The organism is Frigidibacter sp. ROC022, assembly GCF_024723735.1.
In the GTDB taxonomy this organism is placed as follows: Bacteria; Pseudomonadota; Alphaproteobacteria; order Rhodobacterales; family Rhodobacteraceae; genus SLM-1.
In genome coordinates, this window is record NZ_JANQDU010000001.1 from 228,990 (window position 1) to 246,777 (window position 17,788).

The 17,788-nt window shown below is 66.5% G+C and carries 15 protein-coding genes; 3 read left to right on the plus strand and 12 right to left on the minus strand.

Annotated features, from left to right (window positions below; all coding sequences use genetic code 11):
* Position 1: 1 nt before the first annotated feature.
* The 5 genes from NUW50_RS01080 to NUW50_RS01100 form a co-directional block, all read right to left on the minus strand.
* Complete coding sequence (locus tag NUW50_RS01080) at positions 2 to 1,192, minus strand: toxic anion resistance protein (RefSeq protein ID WP_258287203.1); 1,191 nt, start codon at positions 1,190 to 1,192, stop codon at positions 2 to 4.
* A gap of 157 nt (positions 1,193 to 1,349) precedes the next feature.
* Complete coding sequence (locus NUW50_RS01085) at positions 1,350 to 2,246, minus strand: 5-bromo-4-chloroindolyl phosphate hydrolysis family protein (RefSeq protein WP_258287204.1); 897 nt, start codon at positions 2,244 to 2,246, stop codon at positions 1,350 to 1,352.
* A gap of 151 nt (positions 2,247 to 2,397) precedes the next feature.
* Positions 2,398 to 3,234: a TerC family protein gene (locus tag NUW50_RS01090; RefSeq protein ID WP_258287205.1), complete on the minus strand. Its 837-nt coding sequence runs from the start codon at positions 3,232 to 3,234 to the stop codon at positions 2,398 to 2,400.
* Between the two features lie 99 nt (positions 3,235 to 3,333).
* Positions 3,334 to 4,296: a capsular polysaccharide export protein, LipB/KpsS family gene (locus NUW50_RS01095; protein ID WP_258287206.1), complete on the minus strand. Its 963-nt coding sequence runs from the start codon at positions 4,294 to 4,296 to the stop codon at positions 3,334 to 3,336.
* Entirely contained in the window at positions 4,296 to 4,811 is a 516-nt protein-coding gene (locus NUW50_RS01100) for an SH3 domain-containing protein (RefSeq protein ID WP_258287207.1), read from the minus strand. Before NUW50_RS01100 ends, NUW50_RS01095 begins: the two co-directional genes overlap by 1 nt.
* A gap of 170 nt (positions 4,812 to 4,981) precedes the next feature.
* On the opposite strand from NUW50_RS01100, the gene NUW50_RS01105 reads away from it, so the two are divergent.
* Complete coding sequence (locus tag NUW50_RS01105; RefSeq protein ID WP_258287208.1) at positions 4,982 to 5,968, plus strand: 2-hydroxyacid dehydrogenase; 987 nt, start codon at positions 4,982 to 4,984, stop codon at positions 5,966 to 5,968.
* Positions 5,969 to 5,987: 19 nt separating this feature from the next.
* On the opposite strand, the gene NUW50_RS01110 is transcribed toward NUW50_RS01105, so the two are convergent.
* Entirely contained in the window at positions 5,988 to 7,805 is a 1,818-nt protein-coding gene (locus NUW50_RS01110) for a caspase family protein (RefSeq protein ID WP_258287209.1), read from the minus strand.
* 160 nt (positions 7,806 to 7,965) lie between these two features.
* Between NUW50_RS01110 and NUW50_RS01115 the strand changes: the two genes are divergently transcribed.
* Complete coding sequence (locus tag NUW50_RS01115) at positions 7,966 to 8,892, plus strand: hypothetical protein (RefSeq protein ID WP_258287210.1); 927 nt, start codon at positions 7,966 to 7,968, stop codon at positions 8,890 to 8,892.
* Between the two features lie 209 nt (positions 8,893 to 9,101).
* Positions 9,102 to 11,594: a GcvT family protein gene (locus NUW50_RS01120; protein ID WP_258287211.1), complete on the plus strand. Its 2,493-nt coding sequence runs from the start codon at positions 9,102 to 9,104 to the stop codon at positions 11,592 to 11,594.
* Positions 11,595 to 11,600: 6 nt separating this feature from the next.
* Here NUW50_RS01120 and NUW50_RS01125 read toward each other — a convergent pair whose 3' ends face one another.
* The 6 genes from NUW50_RS01125 to NUW50_RS01150 all read right to left on the minus strand — a co-directional run bounded on the left by NUW50_RS01125 (position 11,601) and on the right by NUW50_RS01150 (position 17,788).
* Positions 11,601 to 12,257, minus strand: a complete 657-nt coding sequence (locus NUW50_RS01125; RefSeq protein ID WP_258287212.1) for a class I SAM-dependent methyltransferase — start codon at positions 12,255 to 12,257, stop codon at positions 11,601 to 11,603.
* The gene (locus tag NUW50_RS01130; protein WP_258287213.1) at positions 12,254 to 13,324 is read right to left on the minus strand and encodes an NAD(P)/FAD-dependent oxidoreductase; all 1,071 of its coding nucleotides are present in this window, start codon (positions 13,322 to 13,324) and stop codon (positions 12,254 to 12,256) included. The genes NUW50_RS01125 and NUW50_RS01130 overlap by 4 nt, the downstream gene beginning before the upstream one ends.
* On the minus strand, positions 13,321 to 14,253 hold the full coding sequence (locus NUW50_RS01135) for an aldo/keto reductase (protein ID WP_258287214.1): 933 nt from the start codon (positions 14,251 to 14,253) through the stop codon (positions 13,321 to 13,323). The genes NUW50_RS01130 and NUW50_RS01135 overlap by 4 nt, the downstream gene beginning before the upstream one ends.
* Before the next feature lie 39 nt (positions 14,254 to 14,292).
* The gene (locus NUW50_RS01140) at positions 14,293 to 15,576 is read right to left on the minus strand and encodes an NAD(P)/FAD-dependent oxidoreductase (RefSeq protein WP_258287215.1); all 1,284 of its coding nucleotides are present in this window, start codon (positions 15,574 to 15,576) and stop codon (positions 14,293 to 14,295) included.
* A gap of 146 nt (positions 15,577 to 15,722) precedes the next feature.
* A complete protein-coding gene (locus NUW50_RS01145) occupies positions 15,723 to 16,805 on the minus strand; it encodes a BMP family ABC transporter substrate-binding protein (RefSeq protein ID WP_258287216.1) in 1,083 nt (360 codons plus the stop codon).
* Between the two features lie 56 nt (positions 16,806 to 16,861).
* The gene (locus tag NUW50_RS01150; RefSeq protein ID WP_258287217.1) at positions 16,862 to 17,788 is read right to left on the minus strand and encodes an ABC transporter permease; all 927 of its coding nucleotides are present in this window, start codon (positions 17,786 to 17,788) and stop codon (positions 16,862 to 16,864) included.

Consider the following 17,788-nt stretch of genomic DNA (forward strand, 5'->3'; position numbering starts at 1 on the left):
CTCAGCCTGCCGGAGGCACCGAGTCGCCGGTATTGGCGCCCGATGCGGTGCCGCGTGCCTTGGCCGCGGCCAGGGTGTCGCGGAGCTCGTGCTCCATCTTCTTCAGCTCCACTTCGGCTTCGGCGCGCTTCTTCTTGCCCGCGTCGGCGATCTGCAGGCTTTCCTCGATGGTCGCGATCAGATCGGCATTGGCGGCCTTGACCGCCTCGATGTCGAAGACGCCGCGCTCCATCTCTTCGCGCACCACCTTGTTGGCCTGGCGCAGGTTCTTGGCGTTCGAGGTCAGCAGTTCGTTGGTCAGGTCATTGGCGCTGCGCACCGCCTCGGCGGCTTCGGCGCTGCGCTGGATCGTCACCGCCTGGGCCAGCTGGGTTTCCCAGAGCGGCACGGTGTTGACCAGGGTCGAGTTGATCTTTGTGACCAGCGACTTGTCGTTTTCCTGCACCAGCCGGATCGAGGGCAGCGACTGCATCGTCACCTGGCGGGTCAGCTTCAGGTCATGCACCCGGCGTTCCAGATCGTCGCGGGCGGCGCGCAGGTCGCGCAGCTCCTGCGCCGCCATCACCTGCTGGTCCTCGGGCGCCTTTTCGACCGCAGCGGCCTTGGCCGGGATTTCGCCTTCGTCCAGTTCCTTCAGCTTCTCCTCGCCGGCGGCGATGTAGATCGCCAGATCGTCGTAGAAGGTCAGGGTCTTGTCATAGAGCATGTCGAGCGACTTGATGTCCTTGAGCAGCTTGTGCTCGTGCTCCAGCAGGTTGTTGGTGACCTGGTCCAGCTGGTCCTGCACCTTTTCGAAGCGCGACAGGAACTTGGCGAAGGGCGCGGTGCGGCCCAGCAGCTTCTCCCACCAGGACAGCTTGCGGCGCACGTCCAGTTCCGAGACCGAGAAGCCCCGGATCGTGGTGACGATGGTCTGCAGGCTGTCGCCGGCGGGGCCGACGTCCTTGTTGCGGACATCGGCCAGCATCGCCTGGCTGATGCTCTGCAATTCGGCCTGCGCGCCCGAGCCGAACTCGATGATCGACTGGGTGTTGGACATGTCGATCTCGCCCATCGCCTTGCGGATCGCCGAGGCGACCGGGGCCGGGGCTTCGGAATAGGGGACGATTTCGGACTTGGGTTCGGGCAGGACCACGGCGGTCACTTCCTGGACAAGGGACTCGGCCGCGGCGGCCTGGGTCGGGTCGGTCATCGGGACATCCTTTCTAGAGGTCGGACCGGGACTGGCCCGGTGGCGGGGGCGATTGCGGGGTCATAGGCACGTCCCGGCGAATCCGGCAAGCGGGACGCTGCGGCGCCGTTCAGGCATTGGCCTTGGGGGATTAGGGCGATCGGGGCCATGCTCAGGGTCAACCTGTCCTGATGCCTTCGCGTTCCAGACGTTCGCGGAGAACGGATATCTCCACGTCCAGATCGTCGCGGTTGTCGCTCAGCAGGCTTTCGGTCTGCTGCGCGAATCCCTGTTGCAGGTCGTTCAGCAAGGCTTCGTAATCGGCGCGGGCCTGCGGGTCGCGGCCGCGGGCATAGAGATCGGCGAACTTGATCGTCGCGTCGCGGGCGCCGGTCAGATAGACGGTGAGATACTTGCGGGCGGCCGAGAGGTCGCGCGGGTCCTCCTCGACGGTGCGGAACATCTTGCGGGCCTCGGCCTGGAACGCCTCGACCCTCGCCTCGAGCCGCCGGTCCCCGGCACGCAGCACCGCGTCCTTCATCTGCGCCAGCTTGGCTTCCGCCGCCTCGACCGCACGGGCCGCGCGGTCCTGGCTGTGGCTGTCGATGCCTTCCATCCCCTTGTCGTGCATCGGATCGGGTCCGAAGGCCGCCAGGTGCAGCGCGGCGCCCAGGGCGCCCAGCAGGACCGGGCCGACCAGACCGGAGGAATCGGGCAGGCAGGCCAGGAAGATGCCGGCGCCGGTCAGGATCGAGCCGGCGATCTTGCGCGGAAAGGCCGGCCGCCGGGCAACCTTGCGCGCGGCCCATTCCTGATGCGCGGTCTCGCCCTCGCGGGTCAGCCAGGCCGCGGCGATCAGCAGGCCGAACCCGGCCAGGGTCTGCACCAGCCCGGTCGCCTCCATCATGAAGGCCCGCACGATCAGCGGCAGCGGCGCCAGGAACAGCAGGTTGACCCGCATCCCGGCCCGCGCCGGCTGTATCCCGTCGAAGGGATTGGCGGGCGGTGTCGCCTCGATCCGGGATTCGCCGGGCTTGGTCTCGGGGCTGAACTTGCCGCCAAAGCGTTCGGCCATCAGGCGCCCCCCGTGATCGCGACATAGAGGATCAGGGCCATCAGCAGCCCGAAGGCCAGCTTCTGCAATCCGCTTCCTGTCATCCTGAGCACCCCTGAACCACGCTTCCCTTATAGGGCGACGCCGTACACCTTACAAACCCCGGCATCACTCAATGGGGCAGTTGGCCCGAGGCGCGCGCATTTGCCCGGCGTTCCGCATTGAGTTTGCGCGAATAGCCGGACTGAATCGCCTCGACCAGGACCAGGACGATGATCGAGAAGTAGAAGGTCGATTTCGACATCGGCAGCAGGTCATGGCCGAGAATCGCGATCTGCAGCGTCTCGTCATGCGCGGCATGGGCGGCGGCGGGGCCGGCCTCGCCCAGCAGGACCACACCGACAATGAGCAGGATGAACAGGCCCAGGACTTCGTACATCCGGTTCTTTTCCAGGAACTTGGTCACCCCGTCGGCCAGGATCAGCATGCCGAGGCCGGAAATCACGATTGCCGCCGCCAGAACCGCGAAGACCTTGGTGAAGGCGATGGCCGAAAGGATCGAGTCGAAGGAAAAGATCATGTTCATCAGGACGATGGTCGCCACCACCCGGGCTGCCGACTTGCCGCTGCCGTTGCTCATGTCGGTGCTGATGTGCTCGATCGTCAGCATGTGCGAGATTTCGCGAACCGCGGTGTAGATGATGAACATCCCGCCGAAGGTGAAGACCAGCGTGGCAAAGTTCACCCCGCCTTCCAGAACACCCTCCCAGGCCAAGACGAAGAACGGCTCGGTCAGCCAGTCGAGCAGGCTGAGCATGATGAACAGCAGCACCACCCGCATCGCCACCGCGATCAGGATGCCCCAGCGTCGCACCGAGGCCTGTTGCGCCACCGGCGCGCGTTGCGATTCGATCGAGATGTAGAGAAGGTTGTCGAAGCCCAGAACGGCTTGCAGGAAGCAGAGCATCACCAGATGCCAGAGATTCTCGATGGTCAGCAGGTCGGCCATGGGCGGGAGTCCTTCGTCTGATGGTCCGTTTGACAATGCGTTCACGGGCCGTTTCGGCAACAGGTCCGTCTGAAAGGCGGGTTTAGCGGGAAATTTCCCTCAGAACAGGCATTTTTCGCGGATCCGCGCCCAGGCCCGGGCGACAAATGCGTCTTTCTGCGGTTCCAGGCAGTTGCGGTCCAGGAACCAGTAGAAATACTTCTCGAAAGGAAAATCGGCCATCACTTCGGGGCCGTAGTTGATCGCGTCACGCAGGTCGGTCACGGATTTGGCGGTCAGGGTGGCGTGCCAGAAGTCGGATTTGGCGCAGGTCACCACCGTCTTCTTCTGCATCAGCGCCTCGAACCCCGCCGCCGAGTTCTGCGTGACCACGATATCCGATGCCTCGATCAGATCATGAACCGAGGCTTCCGAGATTCGCACCGCCGGGTAATCGTTGCAGACCGCCAGAATGTTGCGCCGCATGGCCTTGGACTGGTTCGGGTGCAGCTTGAGATAGATCAGCTGGTCGCGGTTCTGCCCGGCGACGGTGCGGATCATCTGTTCGGTGGTCAGGTAGTGGCAGCGATCCCGCTGCAGCTCGATGTCCTGGCAGAAGATCACCGCCCGCGCCGGTTGCAGCGGCTGATGCATCCGCACCTCTTGCGGGCTCCGCGAGACATTTTCGCGCAGCATGTAGCCGGTCACGCCGTTGAAGAAATACGCCGCCTTCTCGGCATCCACGTCCTCGGCGTGAAAGCGCGAGAAGCGGATCGAGGAATTCCAATGCGCGCCGATCTCGTCCAGATACCAGAACCCCCAGATATAGGCCGGTGCCGCATGCAGCACGCGCGGGCCGTAGGAGGGGCGGGCGCCGACGAAGATGTTCAGGCTGTCCTCGGCCATCAGCAGCCGCGCGGCGCGGCTTTCGACATCGGCCAGATGCACCGGCAGGCCCTGTTCGCGGAACTTGGTGTCCAGCTTGGTGAAGAAGTCGATCTTGCCGTCGCGTATCTGCCTGAGCCAACCCTCGTCGGCATGGATCACCACCATGCGCGGAGCGCCATGGCGTGGGGCGGCCATCAGTCCCTCGTCTCGTCGGGCATGACCCCCCAGAGCGCGGTCTTGCGCAGCCAGCCCTTGTAGCCATCCGCTGTCACCCGGCACCAGTCCAGCGTGCATTTGCCAAGCCGCGCCACCACGCCGGCCTCGACGCGGGCGGTGGCGGGGGCGTCGTCTTCGGGCTTCATCCGCAACGCCGCGAGATCACGCTCGATGATCACGGTGCGGCTGCCCGAGAGAAGCGAGTAATGCACCCAGCCGGTGGCGCCGTCGCGGTCGCGGACCTGGCGCCAGTGACCGTATTCGCCGATGACTTCCAGCGGCATGTCCTTGCGGGTGAAGACCCAGTCGATCCGATGCGCGGTCGAGGGGCCGCGCCGGGCATTGCCGACCGAGGTCTTGAGCGACACGAATCGGGGGATCGGAAGGTTGGTGACCGGTCCGCGCTCGGTGGGTGGCTTGGTCGATGCCGTGGCCGAAACCGCCAAGAAAAGCGCCGCGATCACTCCGATCGCCGCCTGCAACCCGCGCTTCATGCAACCTCCGCCTGTATCTGCACCTTCCGGCACGCGCCGTGCCGCGATGCTTCACTGCTCCTCGGTCCCGGTTCTTGTCTGCGGTCGCGTCGGCTTGCGCCTTGTGCCCCGCCCGGTTCCTTGCCACTTTGCCTCAAAGCCGATGCCGGGAAAAGCGAGGGGAGAGGTCGATGCCAACGCAGCGTCCGAGTGTTGTTGTAACGCGACGGTTGCCGACCCCGGTCGAGGCCCGGATGGCCGAACTGTTCGATGTGACGCTCAATGCCGATGACGCCAAGATGGACCGCGCCGCCCTGGCCCGCGCGATGCAGGCGGCGGATGTGCTGGTGCCCTGCGTCACCGATCCGCTGGACGCGGCGCTTCTGGCGCAGGCCGGGCCGCGGCTGAAGCTGATTGCCAACTACGGCGCCGGGGTCGATCACATCGACGTGGCGACGGCCCGGCAGCGCGGCATCCTGGTGTCGAATACGCCGGGGGTGATGACCGAGGACACCGCCGACATGACGATCGCGCTGATTCTGGCGGTGGTCCGGCGAATCCCCGAAGGCCTGGCGGTGATGCAGGCCGGGGACTGGGAAGGCTGGGCGCCGACCGCATTTCTCGGCGGGCGGATCACCGGGCGCAAGCTGGGCATCCTCGGCATGGGGCGGATCGGCCAGGCGCTGGCGCGGCGCGCACGGGCCTTCGGCATCGAGGTGCATTACCACAACCGCCGCCGCCTGCGCCCCGAGATCGAGGCCGAGTACCAGGCGACCTATTGGGAGAGCCTCGACCAGATGGTGAGCCGGATGGACATCATCAGCGTCAATTGTCCGCATACCCCGGCCACCTTCCACCTGATGAATGCGCGGCGGCTGAAGTTGATGAAACCGGATGCGGTGATCGTCAACACCTCGCGCGGCGAGGTGATCGACGAGAATGCCCTGACAAGGATGCTGCGGGCCGGCGAGATCGCCGGGGCGGGGCTGGACGTGTTCGAACGCGGGGCCGAGATCAACCCGCGCCTGCGCGCCCTACCCAATGTCGTGCTGCTGCCGCATATGGGCTCGGCCACGGTCGAGGGGCGGATCGAGATGGGCGAGAAGGTGATCGTCAACATCCAGACCTTCGCCGACGGCCACCGGCCGCCGGACCTGGTGGTGCCGGGGATGCTCTAGGCGGGCCGGGCGGTCGCGGCTATTCGATCTCGATGATGTAGGAACGGGACACTTCGGTGTAGTCATCCCAGTGGCCGAATTCCTTTGACCCCTTGAAGTCCTTCGTTCCTGGGGGGTGGTGACCGTAGCCCCCGATGTTTGCGATCCCCTGGTTGTTGTTCGGAAATGGTGGTTGCCAGTTGAGCCAATCAGATGCCTCGCCGGTCACCCAGACCCAACCACCGTCCGGTTCCCGCGCTCCGGGGAGCTGGTAGAGGCCGATGGTCGGCCCCGTGACCCATTCATCGCCATGGCGTAACCAGAACCGGTCGTCATCGGCAACGAGGCCATAGACGAAGCTGTTCTCCTCCGGGCTCGTCAGCGTCGCGAGATGCCCGCCGGCGCGGGCGGCCGTGGCCTTGGCCTGTTCCCAGTTGTCGCAGCACCACTGGAGAAGCGCGATGTAGATCCGTCCATCGTAGAAGCCGTAGACGAATTCCTTGTCCTTCAGGGCACGGGCGGCCGCGATCAGGCGCTTGTCGGTCTCGATCAGGGCCAGCTTGTCGGGGTCGTATCTCCGGGCATTGCGGGATGAGGCGACTGCCACGGTGCCCGACTCGGCCGTCTCAAGTTCGATGCCAAGCGCGGCGGCCGTCGCCTCGGTCACGATGCCGGTGATCGGAAGCTGCACCGATGCCTGAAAATCCGCGATTGCCTGGCGGGTCCTTGGCCCCATTCGCCCATCCGGCGTTCCGGCCTCATAGCCGCGGGACGACAGCGCCTCCTGGACCGCGCGGATTTCTTCCTGGCTGAGGCCGAGCCGCGCTTCCTCCCGCTCGACAACCTGCCGCGACAACTCTACGCGCTCGCCCGGCTTGACCTCGGTGCCCGATGCGCTGGCCAGTTCGACCACCGCCATCCGGTCGCGTTCGGCCAGCGCCAGGTCGCGCAAATGGCCGTCGGGAAAGCGGCGCAGGTAGATGTCCCAGGCCCGCCGGGTTCCGATCTCCATGGCGGCGTCGAAGACCGCCTGCTCGGCTTTCATCGCCAGTGCCGCGCCTTCGCCGCCTTCGCCCAGCCGCAGGTAGATCTCGGTCACCAGATCGTTGGTCACCACCGGCACCTGCAATTCGCCGGTGCCGCGCTTCACGTCGCCGATCACCCGCTTCATCAGCGACAGCACCTCGACATTCTCGGCCGGAAGATGCCGGGCCAGCGCCTCGGCAAAGGTCGAGTTGCCGCCTTCGCCGTCATAGGCCACCTGTCCGGGCGAGGCCGAGAACACCACCATCGCGCCGTCCGAGCCGGTTTTCATCGGTGCCAGGCCGCGGGTCATCGCGGCGCGGGTTTCCGAGAAGTTCTCGCGGTAGAAACGGTCGGCCAGAGGGTTGTCGCGGCAGGCATCGACAAAGACCAGCGCGGCGCGGCTGTTGCGCTGGATCAGGTCAACCACCTTGTCGAGGTTGATCGCCTCGGAATCGATGTCGAATTCCGAGCGCAGCGCCGCATCGGTGCCGATCAGGTAGTTGCGCCCGTCGAACTGCATGCCGTGGCCGGCGTAGTAGAACAGGGTCACGTCGGCATCGGCATTGTTGCGCAGGAAGGCCGACAGCGCGTCGGCCATGCCGGCCCGGGTCAGGTTCTCGTGCGCATCGACGTCAAAGCCCAGATCGGTCAGGGTCGCGGCGATCAGCCTGGCATCGGCGACCGGGTTCTTCAGCGACCCGGCGTTCTTGTAGGCTGCATTGCCCACGATGAAGGCGGCGCGGGTCTCGGCCAGGGCCGGGCCGGCGAGGCCGATCCAGACCAGACCGACAGCGATCTGAAGCCGCGTGAAAATTCCGGGCAGCCGGCGCATCGGAAATCTCCTTTCGACAGAAAATTGGTCCGAGGCTAGGCAACAGGGGCGTTTCGGGCAAGTTTTATTGCCTGCCAATTTCCCCGGGCCTGCCCCTCTCTTGCCTGATTCCCTTCGCAGGAATGCGGGGAAACAGCCCGGGACGGGAGCAGGCGCCATGATGAAATCGCAGATTCTGATGCAGATGACCTTCGGGGTCTTCGCGCTCGGCGCCTTCGGGGCGGTCGATTTCATGACCCGCAAGTCGGTCGGCGGACCGGAATACGGGTTCGGCTCCTATGTCTCGGAAGTGGCCAGCCGGGTCCATTTCAAGACCGAGAAGACCAAGGTGCTGCGGATCGAGGACATGTTCCCGCCGCCGCCTCCGGGCTGGGACACGCATGAATATGTCGCCGAGGACCTCAGCCGGATCACCGGCAAGCCGAACGAGAAGCAGCAGAAGAAGGTCTCTGCCCTGCAGGTCATCGGCGGCTCGGCCGCAACGATGGCGACGGTCGACAAGGGCGTCTACCGGACCTACGTCCATGATGATCAGACGATCCTGTTCAAGATCAACTACATCAAGTCCTCGGCCCTGACCGGGATCGGCGGCGACGCGGTGCAGACCATGCTGGCGATGGGCCAGGCCAGCGAGGCGGAGCAGCCGTTCTTCGCCACCGTGCACGGGCTGCGGTTCAACGAGGAACTGGGCAAGGCCTATGGCGTGGCGCGGCGGATCACCGCCCATCTGGGTCCGCAGATCAGCCTGACGCTGATCACGCTCGAAGATGACGCGACCATCCTGCGCCTGCTCGAAGGGCTGGATGTCGCGGCGCTGAACCAGATGCTGCTGGAACCGATCCCCGGCATGGGCGAGGGGGGGATCAGCCAGGACCTTCCCGAAGGTGCGGTTCCCCGGGCCGAAGATGTGGCGGCGGCGGCCGATGCCACGGCGCCCGAGGCCGAAATGGCGGAAGCCGAGCCGAAAAAGGGCTTCTTCAGCTCGCTCTTCGGCGGCCGGAAAGGCGCCTCGCCGGCCAAGGCCGAACCGCTCAAGATCGAATGCGCCATCGAACAGGGCGCCAAGCGCTGCAAGGTCGGCGGCTGAGCCGCGCGTCCGGCCCGCTTTTTTCCCAGCCTTCCGCCGGACACGATCTCCGGCGACGCCCACTACGGCCGGCCGCGACCGGGTGTGCTGCCCCAGGACCGGGGAGAACGTCGCTTTCTGACGTTTTGGCGTCGGCTGTCTCTCTCCCGCCAGTCCGGATTCCGCCAGACTGTGGCGCAGGAATGCCCAGGACTGCGGAGAGTCGGACGATGAAGACCCATGTCAAAGCGCTTGTTGTCGGCGGGGGCGCGGTCGGCGCCGGGATAGCCTATCATCTGGCCCGGGCCGGCTGGGACACGCTGCTGCTGGAGCGCGACGAGCTGACCAGCGGCAGCACCTGGCACGCGGCGGGCCTGCTGCCGCTGTTCAACATGGGCTATGCCACGAGTCATATCCACGACTACTCGGTGAAGTTCTACAAGGGGCTCGAGGCCGAGACCGGGCTCAATCCCGGCTTCCATGTCGTCGGCAACCTGCGGATGGCGCAGACCGACGCCCGGATGGACGAGTATCACCTCTATTCCAGCGTCGCCGACAGCGCCGGGATCCCGCATGAGTTCCTGACCGCCGCCGAGATCCGGGAGCGCTGGCCGCTGGTCCGCACCGAGGACCTGAAAGGCGCGCTGTTTCATCCGACCGACGGCTACATCAACCCTGCCGATGTCACCCAGGCGATGGCCAAGGGCGCCCGGATGCATGGCGCCGAGCTGGTCCGCCGGGCGCAGGTGGACAGCTATGAATGGATGGGCTCGGAATGGCGGGTCTCGGGCCATGTCATGGTCGAGAAGGGCGGAATACTGGTGGGCGCCGATCCGTTCGAGGTCCGGGCCGAGCATGTGGTGACCGCGACCGGCAACCACGCTCAACGCACCGCCCGGATGCTGGGCATCCGAAGCCCGGCGATCCCGGTCGAGCATCAGTACATCGTCACCGAACCCGATCCGGCGCTGGTCGAGTGGCGCAAGTCCAACCCCGAGCATCCGGTGCTGCGCGACGCCGATGCCAGGTGGTATGTGCGCGAGGAACGCGGCGGCTGGATATTGGGCCCCTACGAACAGGGCGCTCCGGCGCGCTTCCCCTACGGGGTGCCCGACAGTTTCCGCGCCGATCTCTTCCCGCTCGACCTGGAGCGGATCGAGGCCGAATACCTGTCGATGATCCACCGGCTGCCGTCCTCGGAAACGGTTGGGCTGAAGGACGATTTCAACGGCCCGATCTGCTACACCCCGGATGGAAATCCGCTGGTCGGCCCGGCGCCCGGCCTGCGCAACATGTGGCTGGCCGAGGGCTTTTCCTTCGGCATCACCGCCGCCGGCGGCACCGGGCATTATCTGGCCCAGATGATGGTCGAGGGCGAGGCCGAGATCGACATGGCCAGTCTCGACCCGAAACGCTACGGCGACTGGATGACCACCGAATACGCGATGCGGAAGAACGAGGAATGCTATTCCCATGTCTTCATCCTGCATCACCCGGACGAAGAGCGCGAAGCCTGCCGGCCGTTGCGCACCTCGCCCGCCTATGACCGGCAGAAGGCGGCGGGGGCGCAGTTCGGCCAGGTCAACGGCTGGGAGCGGCCGAACTACTATGGCCCGCCGGATGCGCCCGAGAGCTTCGACCATGACAGCCGCAGTTTCCGGCGCGGGGCCTGGTGGCCCTATGCCGAGGCCGAGGCGCGGGCGGTGCGCGAGACGGCGGGGCTGATCGACGCCACGGCCTTCACCAAGCATCTGGTTCGCGGGCCGGGGGCGACGGCGTTCCTGGACTGGTTCACCTGCAACGCGCTGCCGAAGATCGGCCGGATCAACCTGACCTATGCGCTGACCGCCACCGGCACGGTGCGGACCGAATACACGATCGTGCGCCGCTCCGAGGACGAATACTATCTGGTCTCGGCCGGTGCCTGGTCGGCCTATGACGCCGATTTCCTGCGCAAGGCCGCCGAGGACAAGGCGCCGGAGTTCGGCCATATCGACATCCATGACGTGACCACGCAATGGGGCGTCTTCGCGCTGGCCGGGCCGAATTCCCGCGCCATCCTGGGGGAGCTGATCCGCGATGCCGATCCGGCCACGACACTGTCGAACAAGCGGTTCCCCTGGCTGTCGGCGCGCCGGATCGAACTGGGCATGGTGCCGGTGAACGCGATCCGGGTCGCCTATACCGGCGAGCTGGGCTGGGAACTGCACCACCCGATCGAGATGCAGAACCACCTCTGGGACCGGCTGGTCGAAGCCGGCGACAAGCACGGGATGAAGCTGGTCGGGGCGCGGGCGCAGAACTGGTTGCGGCAGGAGAAGAGCTACCGCGCCTTCGGCACCGAACTGGGCCGCGACGCGACCCCGCTCGAGGCCGGGCTGGACCGTTTCGTCTCGCTGGACAAGGAGTTTCAGGGCAAGGCGGCGATGCTGGAGACCGGCATCCGGTCGAAATGCGTCACGCTGCTGATCGACGGGCCCGAGGACGCCGACCCCTGGGGCAAGGAGGCACTGTTCGTCGGGGGCCAAAAGGTCGGGCGGTTGACCTCGGGCGGCTGGTCGGTGGGCTTCGGCAAGCAGATCGGCATGGGCTATGTCCGGCCCGATCTGGCCGTGACCGGGCAGAAGCTGCAGGTGAATATGCTGGGTGCGCTCTGGGATGCGGAAGTGACCGAGGACAGCCCCTATGATCCGAAGAACGCCCGGATCCGGCAGGACGGCTAGGGCGGCTCAGCCGGGGCGGCGGGCGGCAAGGATCAGGTTGTCGGCGGGCATCCGGCGCGGTTCGTCGGGGACGAGACCCGCGGTGGCGAGCCGTTCGTTCACCCATTCGGCATCCTTGTAGCCGGTTTCGGGATCGGCGGCGCGCAGGCTGGCGTCAAAGCGCCGGTCGCCTTCGCTGACCAGTCGCCCGCCCTGCCGGAACGGCCCGTAGATCAACGCCACCCCGCCGGGCGCCAGCGCCGCCGCCATCTCGGCCAGGCAGGTCTGCGCTTCAGGGGTGGAGATCAGATGCAACAGGTTGACGACCATCACCAGGTCCTGCCGCGGCAGTCCGGCCGCCCAGCCCGGCGCGGTGGCGTCGAGCGGCAGGGGCGGCAGGACATTCTCGCGCGGATGCAGCCGCAGCCAGGCCGCGACCGAGGCGATCCGTTCCGGCGCGGCGTCGCTCGGCTGCCAGATCAGATCCGGGTGCCGTTCGGACAGCAAGAGCACATGCTCGCCGCTGCCGGAGGCCAGTTCCAGCGCGCGGCCCCGGGCCGGGGCCAACTCGGCAACCACCGCGGCAATCGGTTCGCCGTTGCGGGCGAAGGAGGGGGAATGCAGGCGGCCGTCACCCTGGGGATGGGCCTGGCTGGCCGAGGCGGGTTTCGGCCGCAGGCTCAACGGAACCGGGCGGGCGACAGGGCCGCCACGATCTCGGGGTCAAGCTCGCTGGGCCGTCCGCCGACCAGATCGGCGACCAGCCGTCCGGCGGCGGCCGAGGTCTGGAATCCATAGCCGCCCTGACCCGCGGACCAGACGAAGCCCGGCGCCGCGGGGTCGGGCCCCAGAACCAGCGTCCGGTCCGGCGCAAAGGTCCGCAGCCCGGCCCAGGAGGTCAGAAGCCGGTTTACCGGCGTCGTCACCACGGCCTCGTAGCGGGCCAGCCCCTCGGCCAGCACCATGTCGTCGGCAAAGGCGTCATGCGGGTCCATCGGATGCTCTTCCGCGGGCGAGACCAGCAGCGCACCGGCATCCGGCTTGGCATACCATTCCTCGCCGGGGCCGAACATCATCGGCCAGCCGCTGACATCGTGGCCGCCCGGCGCCGGGATACGGGCCATCGAGCGGCGATAGGGTTGCAGGCCCAGCGGCGCGACCCCGGCCATCCGGGCGATCCCGTCGGCCCAGGAACCGGCGGCATTGACCAGCAGCGGGGCCGAGAATTCCTCTTCTCCCGCCGTGACCCGCCACTCGGCCCCGTCGCGGCGGATCGACGAAACCCGCAGCCCGGTCCGCACCGCGCCGCCCGCCGCCCGGACGGTTCGGGCGAAATCCTGCAGCAGCCGGTCGGTGTCGATGTCCCAGGCGGCTTCGTGCCAGCCGCCCCGGGTAACCACCTCGGGGTTCAGGATCGGGATCTGCGCCAGCATCTCGTCCCGGTCGAGCGGGTCCAGCCCCATCGAGACCATGTCATGGTCGAATTGGTCGGCGTTGTCCCTGGTGCCGACCAGCATCAGCCCGCGCGTCGACAGGTAGCCGCCGTCGAACAGATAGCCCTTGGCGGCCCGGTTCAGCGCCGTGACGGAGGGTGCGCCATAGCTTTCCTCGTAAAGCGCCGCCGAGCGGCCCGAGGTATGGTAGCCAAGGCCCGTTTCGGCCTCGATCACCGTGACCTTGGCGGTTTCCGACAGAAAGGCAGCCGCCGACAGGCCGGCAACGCCGCCGCCGATGACAAGAATATCGCTCATGCTTCTTCCAGACGATCCGTGGCAGGGGGAGGGGCCGGTGTCAGTGCCGAGAGCCGGGCGTACAGCGCATCGTCCAGCGGGTAGTCCAGCGCGGCCAGCGAGGGGGCGAGCTGTTCGACCGAGCGGGCCGAGATGATCGGGGCGGTGACCCCGGGATGCCGGGCCACCCAGGCGACGGCCAGGGTCGCCGGATGGGTGCCCAGTTCGGCCGCCAGCGCCGACAGGTCGGCCGCGGCCCTATGCATCCACTCGGGCGCATAGCGGCCGGCATAGGCCTTGTCTTCCTTCAGCCGCCCGCTCTGGCCCGCCGCATATTTCCCGGACAGGAGCCCGCCGCCCAGCGGCGAATAGGGCACCACGGCGAAGCCCTCCGACAGCGCCATGGGCAGGATTTCCACCTCCACCTGCCGTTTCACCAGATTGTACATCGGCTGGATCATCGCGATATGCAGGCCGACGGCATTGGCGGCGCGTTCGGCCTTCATCACCTGCCAGGCGGCAAAGTTCGACACGCCCACCGCGCCGATCCGCCCGGCTTCCACCTCCCCGGCCAGGGCGGTGAAGGTTTCCTCCAGCGGCACGTTGTCGTCGAACCGGTGCAGGTAATAGAGGTCGATGAAATCCATCCCCAGCCGGCGCCGGCTTTCCTCGACCGAGGCGCGGATGCCCGCCGTGCCGGAACCGGCCGCGAAGTTCGCCTTCGAGGCAATGAAGACATCGTCCCGCTCGTCCTTCGCGGCGCGGCCCAGATAGGTCTCGGACCGGCCTTCGGCATAGACATAGGCGGTGTCGAAGAAATTCAGTCCCGCCGCCCGGCAGGCATCATAGAGCGCCTGACTGGTGGCTTCGTCGGCCTTGCCGCCGAACTGCATGGCGCCGAAACAAAAGCGCGAGATCGGCGCGCCGCCGGGGGTGTGAAGATTGTTCATCCCCCGAGATTGGCATGCGCGCCGAGCAGGGAAAAGCCCCTATCCGCGGGTCACGGTGGTCAGCTTGTCCATCCCCAGCATCTTCATCGCGGCGGCCTCGTAGAAGGTCTCGCTGGTGCCCTTGCGCATCTTGCGGATGAAGTATTTCTCGAAGCCCACCTTGGCGCCATGCACCCATTTGCCCTCCGAGGCCCAGTTGACGTTGCGCGGCGGAATCTGCGGCTGCGCGATGAAGGCGACGCCTCCGTCGCCGAAATCGGCCAGGCAGACGGCGTTCCATGTCGCGACGCTGTCGGGTTCCTTGCCCTTCAGCAGCGCGCCGATGTTTTCCGCCGTGGCGGTGACCATCGATTCGATCATGAAGCCGGTCTTCGGCACCCCGCAGGGCACCGGGGTCGGCCCGGTCGGCGGGATCGCGACACCGACCCCGATGGCGAAGATGTTCGGGTACTTCGGGTTGCGCTGGTGCTTGTCGATGATGGTGAAGCCGCGCGGGTTCGACAGGCCCTCGATCCCCGACAGCGGCTTGATGCCACGGAAGGCCGGCAGCATCATCGACAGGCCGAAGGGCAGTTCGGTCTCGGGGCCGACGGTGCCGTCATCGGCAACGATCTCGACGGTCATCTTGCCGTCTTCGACCTTCTTCACCCGGGTCGAGGTCATCCACTTGATGTGGCGGTCGCGGAATTCGGCCTCGAGCATCCCCTTGGTGTTGCCGACCCCGTCCAGTCCGAGATGCCCGATATAGGGTTCCGAGGTCACGAATGTCATCGGCACCTTGGGCCGCAACTTGCGGCGGCGCAGCTCGGTTTCCAGGATCATGCAGTATTCATAGGCCGGGCCAAAGCAGGAGGCGCCCTGCACCGCGCCCACCACGATCGGCCCGGGGTTCTCGCAGAAGGCTTCGAAAGCCTCGGCCGCCTTCTCGGCGTGGTCGATATGGCAAACCGATTGGGTGAAGCCGTCCGGCCCCAGCCCCTCGATCTCGTCGAAGGCCAGCTCGGGCCCGGTGGCGAGGACCAGGTAGTCATAGTCGATCTCGGTGCCATCGACGAGCTTCAGCTTGTTCTCGTCGGGCTCCAGCTTCTCGGCCGCGACGGCGCGGAACTCGATCCCCTTCTTGGCCATCACCGGCGCCAGGTCGATCGAGATGTCCTCGCGTTTCCGCCAGCCGACCGCGACCCAGGGGTTCGACGGGACGAAATGGTATTTCGGATCCTTGGTGACGACCGTGATCCGGTCGCCCTTGCCGATCTGATCCGCCAGTTCGTATGCCATGATGGTACCGCCCAGCCCGGAGCCGAGCACAACAATATGGGCCACTTGCAATCTCCTTGATCATGACTCGCCCCGATCCTGGGGCCTTTGCAGGAAAGGCTGAGCCGGCGGTGCGGCGCCCGCCATGATTCAGATCAAAGAGAAAGGGCCCGGCGAATCGCCGGGCCCCTGAATCGTACAATTCGCCGTGATCAGGACGGGATGTCGCCGGTCAGCCCTTCGACAAAGAAGTTCATCCCGGCAAGCGTGCCGTCGTCGGCGGTCTCGCCCTCGGCCAGCCAGTCGCTGCCATCCTGCTTCTTCAGCGGGCCGGTGAACGGGTGATATTCGCCCGCGGCGATCGAGTCGCGCAGCGCCTCGGCCTCGGCCTTCACATCCGCCGGAACCGCACTGGAGATTTCACCGATCCCGACCATGCCGGCACCGATCCCGTCCCAGGTATTGTCGCTTTCCCAGGTTCCGTTCAGGACGGCTTCGGTCCGGGCAATGTAATAGGGCGCCCAGACGTCGATGATCGAGGAAATCCGCGGCATCGGCGCGTATTCCGCCATGTCGGCGGCCTGGCCGAAGGTGTAGACATTGCCCGCCTTTTGCGCGGCGGCCTGCGGCGCGGTCGAGTCGGTGTGCTGCAGGATCACGTCGCAGCCCTGCTCGATCAGCGCGGTGGCGGCATCCGCCTCTTTCGCCGGGTCGAACCAGGTGAAGGCCCAGATCACGCTGAACTCGACATCCGGGTTCACCTTCCTGGCATGGATAAAGGCGCTGTTGATGCCGCGGATGACCTCGGGGATCGGGAACGAGGCGATGTAGCCGATCTTGTTCGACTTGGTCATCTTGCCGGCCAGGAAGCCCTGCACCGCGCGGCCCTCGTAGAAGCGGGCCGAGTAGACGCCGACATTCGGCGCGGTCTTGTAGCCGGTGGCATGTTCGAATTTCACGTCCGGGAACTTGGCGGCAACGTTGATCGTCGCGTCCATGAAGCCGAAGGAGGTGGTGAAGATCAGGTTGGCCCCGTCCAGCGCCATCTGGGTCATGGCGCGCTCGGCATCCGGACCTTCGGGGACGTTCTCCTGATAGACCATCTCGACCTTGTCGCCGAGCGTCTCGACCATCTCGAGCGCGGCTTCATGGTGGTGCTGGGTCCAGCCGCCGTCATTGACCGGGCCGACATAGATAAAGCCGACCTTCACCTTGTCGGCGGCCTGCGCGACGCTGCCAGTGGCGGCCGCGAGGGCGGTAGCGGCGGTGGTGGCCAGGAACTGTCTTCTCTGCATGGTAAACTCCCGTTGGCAGAGCCGCTTTCACGCGGCAATTGGTGGGTTGTATGGGGTCAGGATGAGGCGTGGAAGGTCTTGCCGAGATCTGCCGGGGCCTGGGCGGTGGCGCTTCGGCGGCGGGCCGACATCAGGACCAGCACAAGGATGGTGATCAGATAGGGCGACATCGCCAGATACTGTACCGGCACCTTGAAGCCCGCGGCCTGCAGGTTGAGCTGCAGCACCGAGACCCCGCCGAACAGATAGGCCCCGATCAGCACCCGCCAGGGCCGCCACGAGGCGAAGACGACGATGGCCAGCGCGATCCAGCCGGCGCCGGCGGTCATGCCCTCGGTCCATTGCGGCACCCGGACGAGGCTGATGAAGGCGCCGCCGAGACCCGCCAGCGCACCGCCGAAAGCGATGGCGGCCAGCCGGATCGCGACCACCTTGTAGCCGAGCGCATGGGCGGCGTCGTGGCTCTCGCCGACCGCGCGCAGGATCAGCCCGGCGCGGGTGTGGCGCAGCAGCACCCAGACTCCGATCACCAGCAGGATCGACAGATAGACCATCGGGTGATGCTGGAACAGGATCGGACCCAGCACCGGGATGTCCGAGAGCAGCGGGATGTCGAAATCCAGCGAGGGCGGCGCCTTGATGCCGGAATAGCTCTGCCCGACCAGCGAAGACAGGCCGAGCCCGAACAAGGTCAGCGCCAGGCCGCTGGCGACCTGGTTCGACAGCAGGATCTGGGTCAGCACCCCGAACAGCATCGACAGGGCTGCGGCGCCGAGGGCCGCGGCCAGGAAGCCCAGGCTGGGCGAACCTGTTCCGACCCCCACGGCAAAGCCGCAGATCGCGCCGAAGATCATCATCCCCTCGACGCCCAGGTTCAGCACTCCGGCCCGTTCGACCACCATCTCGCCCAGGGCGGCCAGCAAGATCGGTGTCGAGGCGACCATCAGGCTCGCCAGCAGCAGGATTGGATCGATGCCACCCAT

Excerpts from the sequence above, each read along its gene's own strand:
- NUW50_RS01080 (WP_258287203.1), bottom strand. The coding sequence starts at position 1,192 with ATGACCGACCCGACCCAGGCCGCCGCGGCCGAGTCCCTTGTCCAGGAA.
- NUW50_RS01085 (WP_258287204.1), bottom strand. The coding sequence starts at position 2,246 with ATGGCCGAACGCTTTGGCGGCAAGTTCAGCCCCGAGACCAAGCCCGGC.
- NUW50_RS01090 (WP_258287205.1), bottom strand. The coding sequence starts at position 3,234 with ATGGCCGACCTGCTGACCATCGAGAATCTCTGGCATCTGGTGATGCTC.
- NUW50_RS01095 (WP_258287206.1), bottom strand. The coding sequence starts at position 4,296 with ATGGCCGCCCCACGCCATGGCGCTCCGCGCATGGTGGTGATCCATGCC.
- NUW50_RS01100 (WP_258287207.1), bottom strand. The coding sequence starts at position 4,811 with ATGAAGCGCGGGTTGCAGGCGGCGATCGGAGTGATCGCGGCGCTTTTC.
- NUW50_RS01105 (WP_258287208.1), top strand. The coding sequence starts at position 4,982 with ATGCCAACGCAGCGTCCGAGTGTTGTTGTAACGCGACGGTTGCCGACC.
- NUW50_RS01110 (WP_258287209.1), bottom strand. The coding sequence starts at position 7,805 with ATGCGCCGGCTGCCCGGAATTTTCACGCGGCTTCAGATCGCTGTCGGT.
- NUW50_RS01115 (WP_258287210.1), top strand. The coding sequence starts at position 7,966 with ATGAAATCGCAGATTCTGATGCAGATGACCTTCGGGGTCTTCGCGCTC.
- NUW50_RS01120 (WP_258287211.1), top strand. The coding sequence starts at position 9,102 with ATGAAGACCCATGTCAAAGCGCTTGTTGTCGGCGGGGGCGCGGTCGGC.
- NUW50_RS01130 (WP_258287213.1), bottom strand. The coding sequence starts at position 13,324 with ATGAGCGATATTCTTGTCATCGGCGGCGGCGTTGCCGGCCTGTCGGCG.
- NUW50_RS01135 (WP_258287214.1), bottom strand. The coding sequence starts at position 14,253 with ATGAACAATCTTCACACCCCCGGCGGCGCGCCGATCTCGCGCTTTTGT.
- NUW50_RS01145 (WP_258287216.1), bottom strand. The coding sequence starts at position 16,805 with ATGCAGAGAAGACAGTTCCTGGCCACCACCGCCGCTACCGCCCTCGCG.
- NUW50_RS01150 (WP_258287217.1), bottom strand. The coding sequence starts at position 17,788 with ATGGGTGGCATCGATCCAATCCTGCTGCTGGCGAGCCTGATGGTCGCC.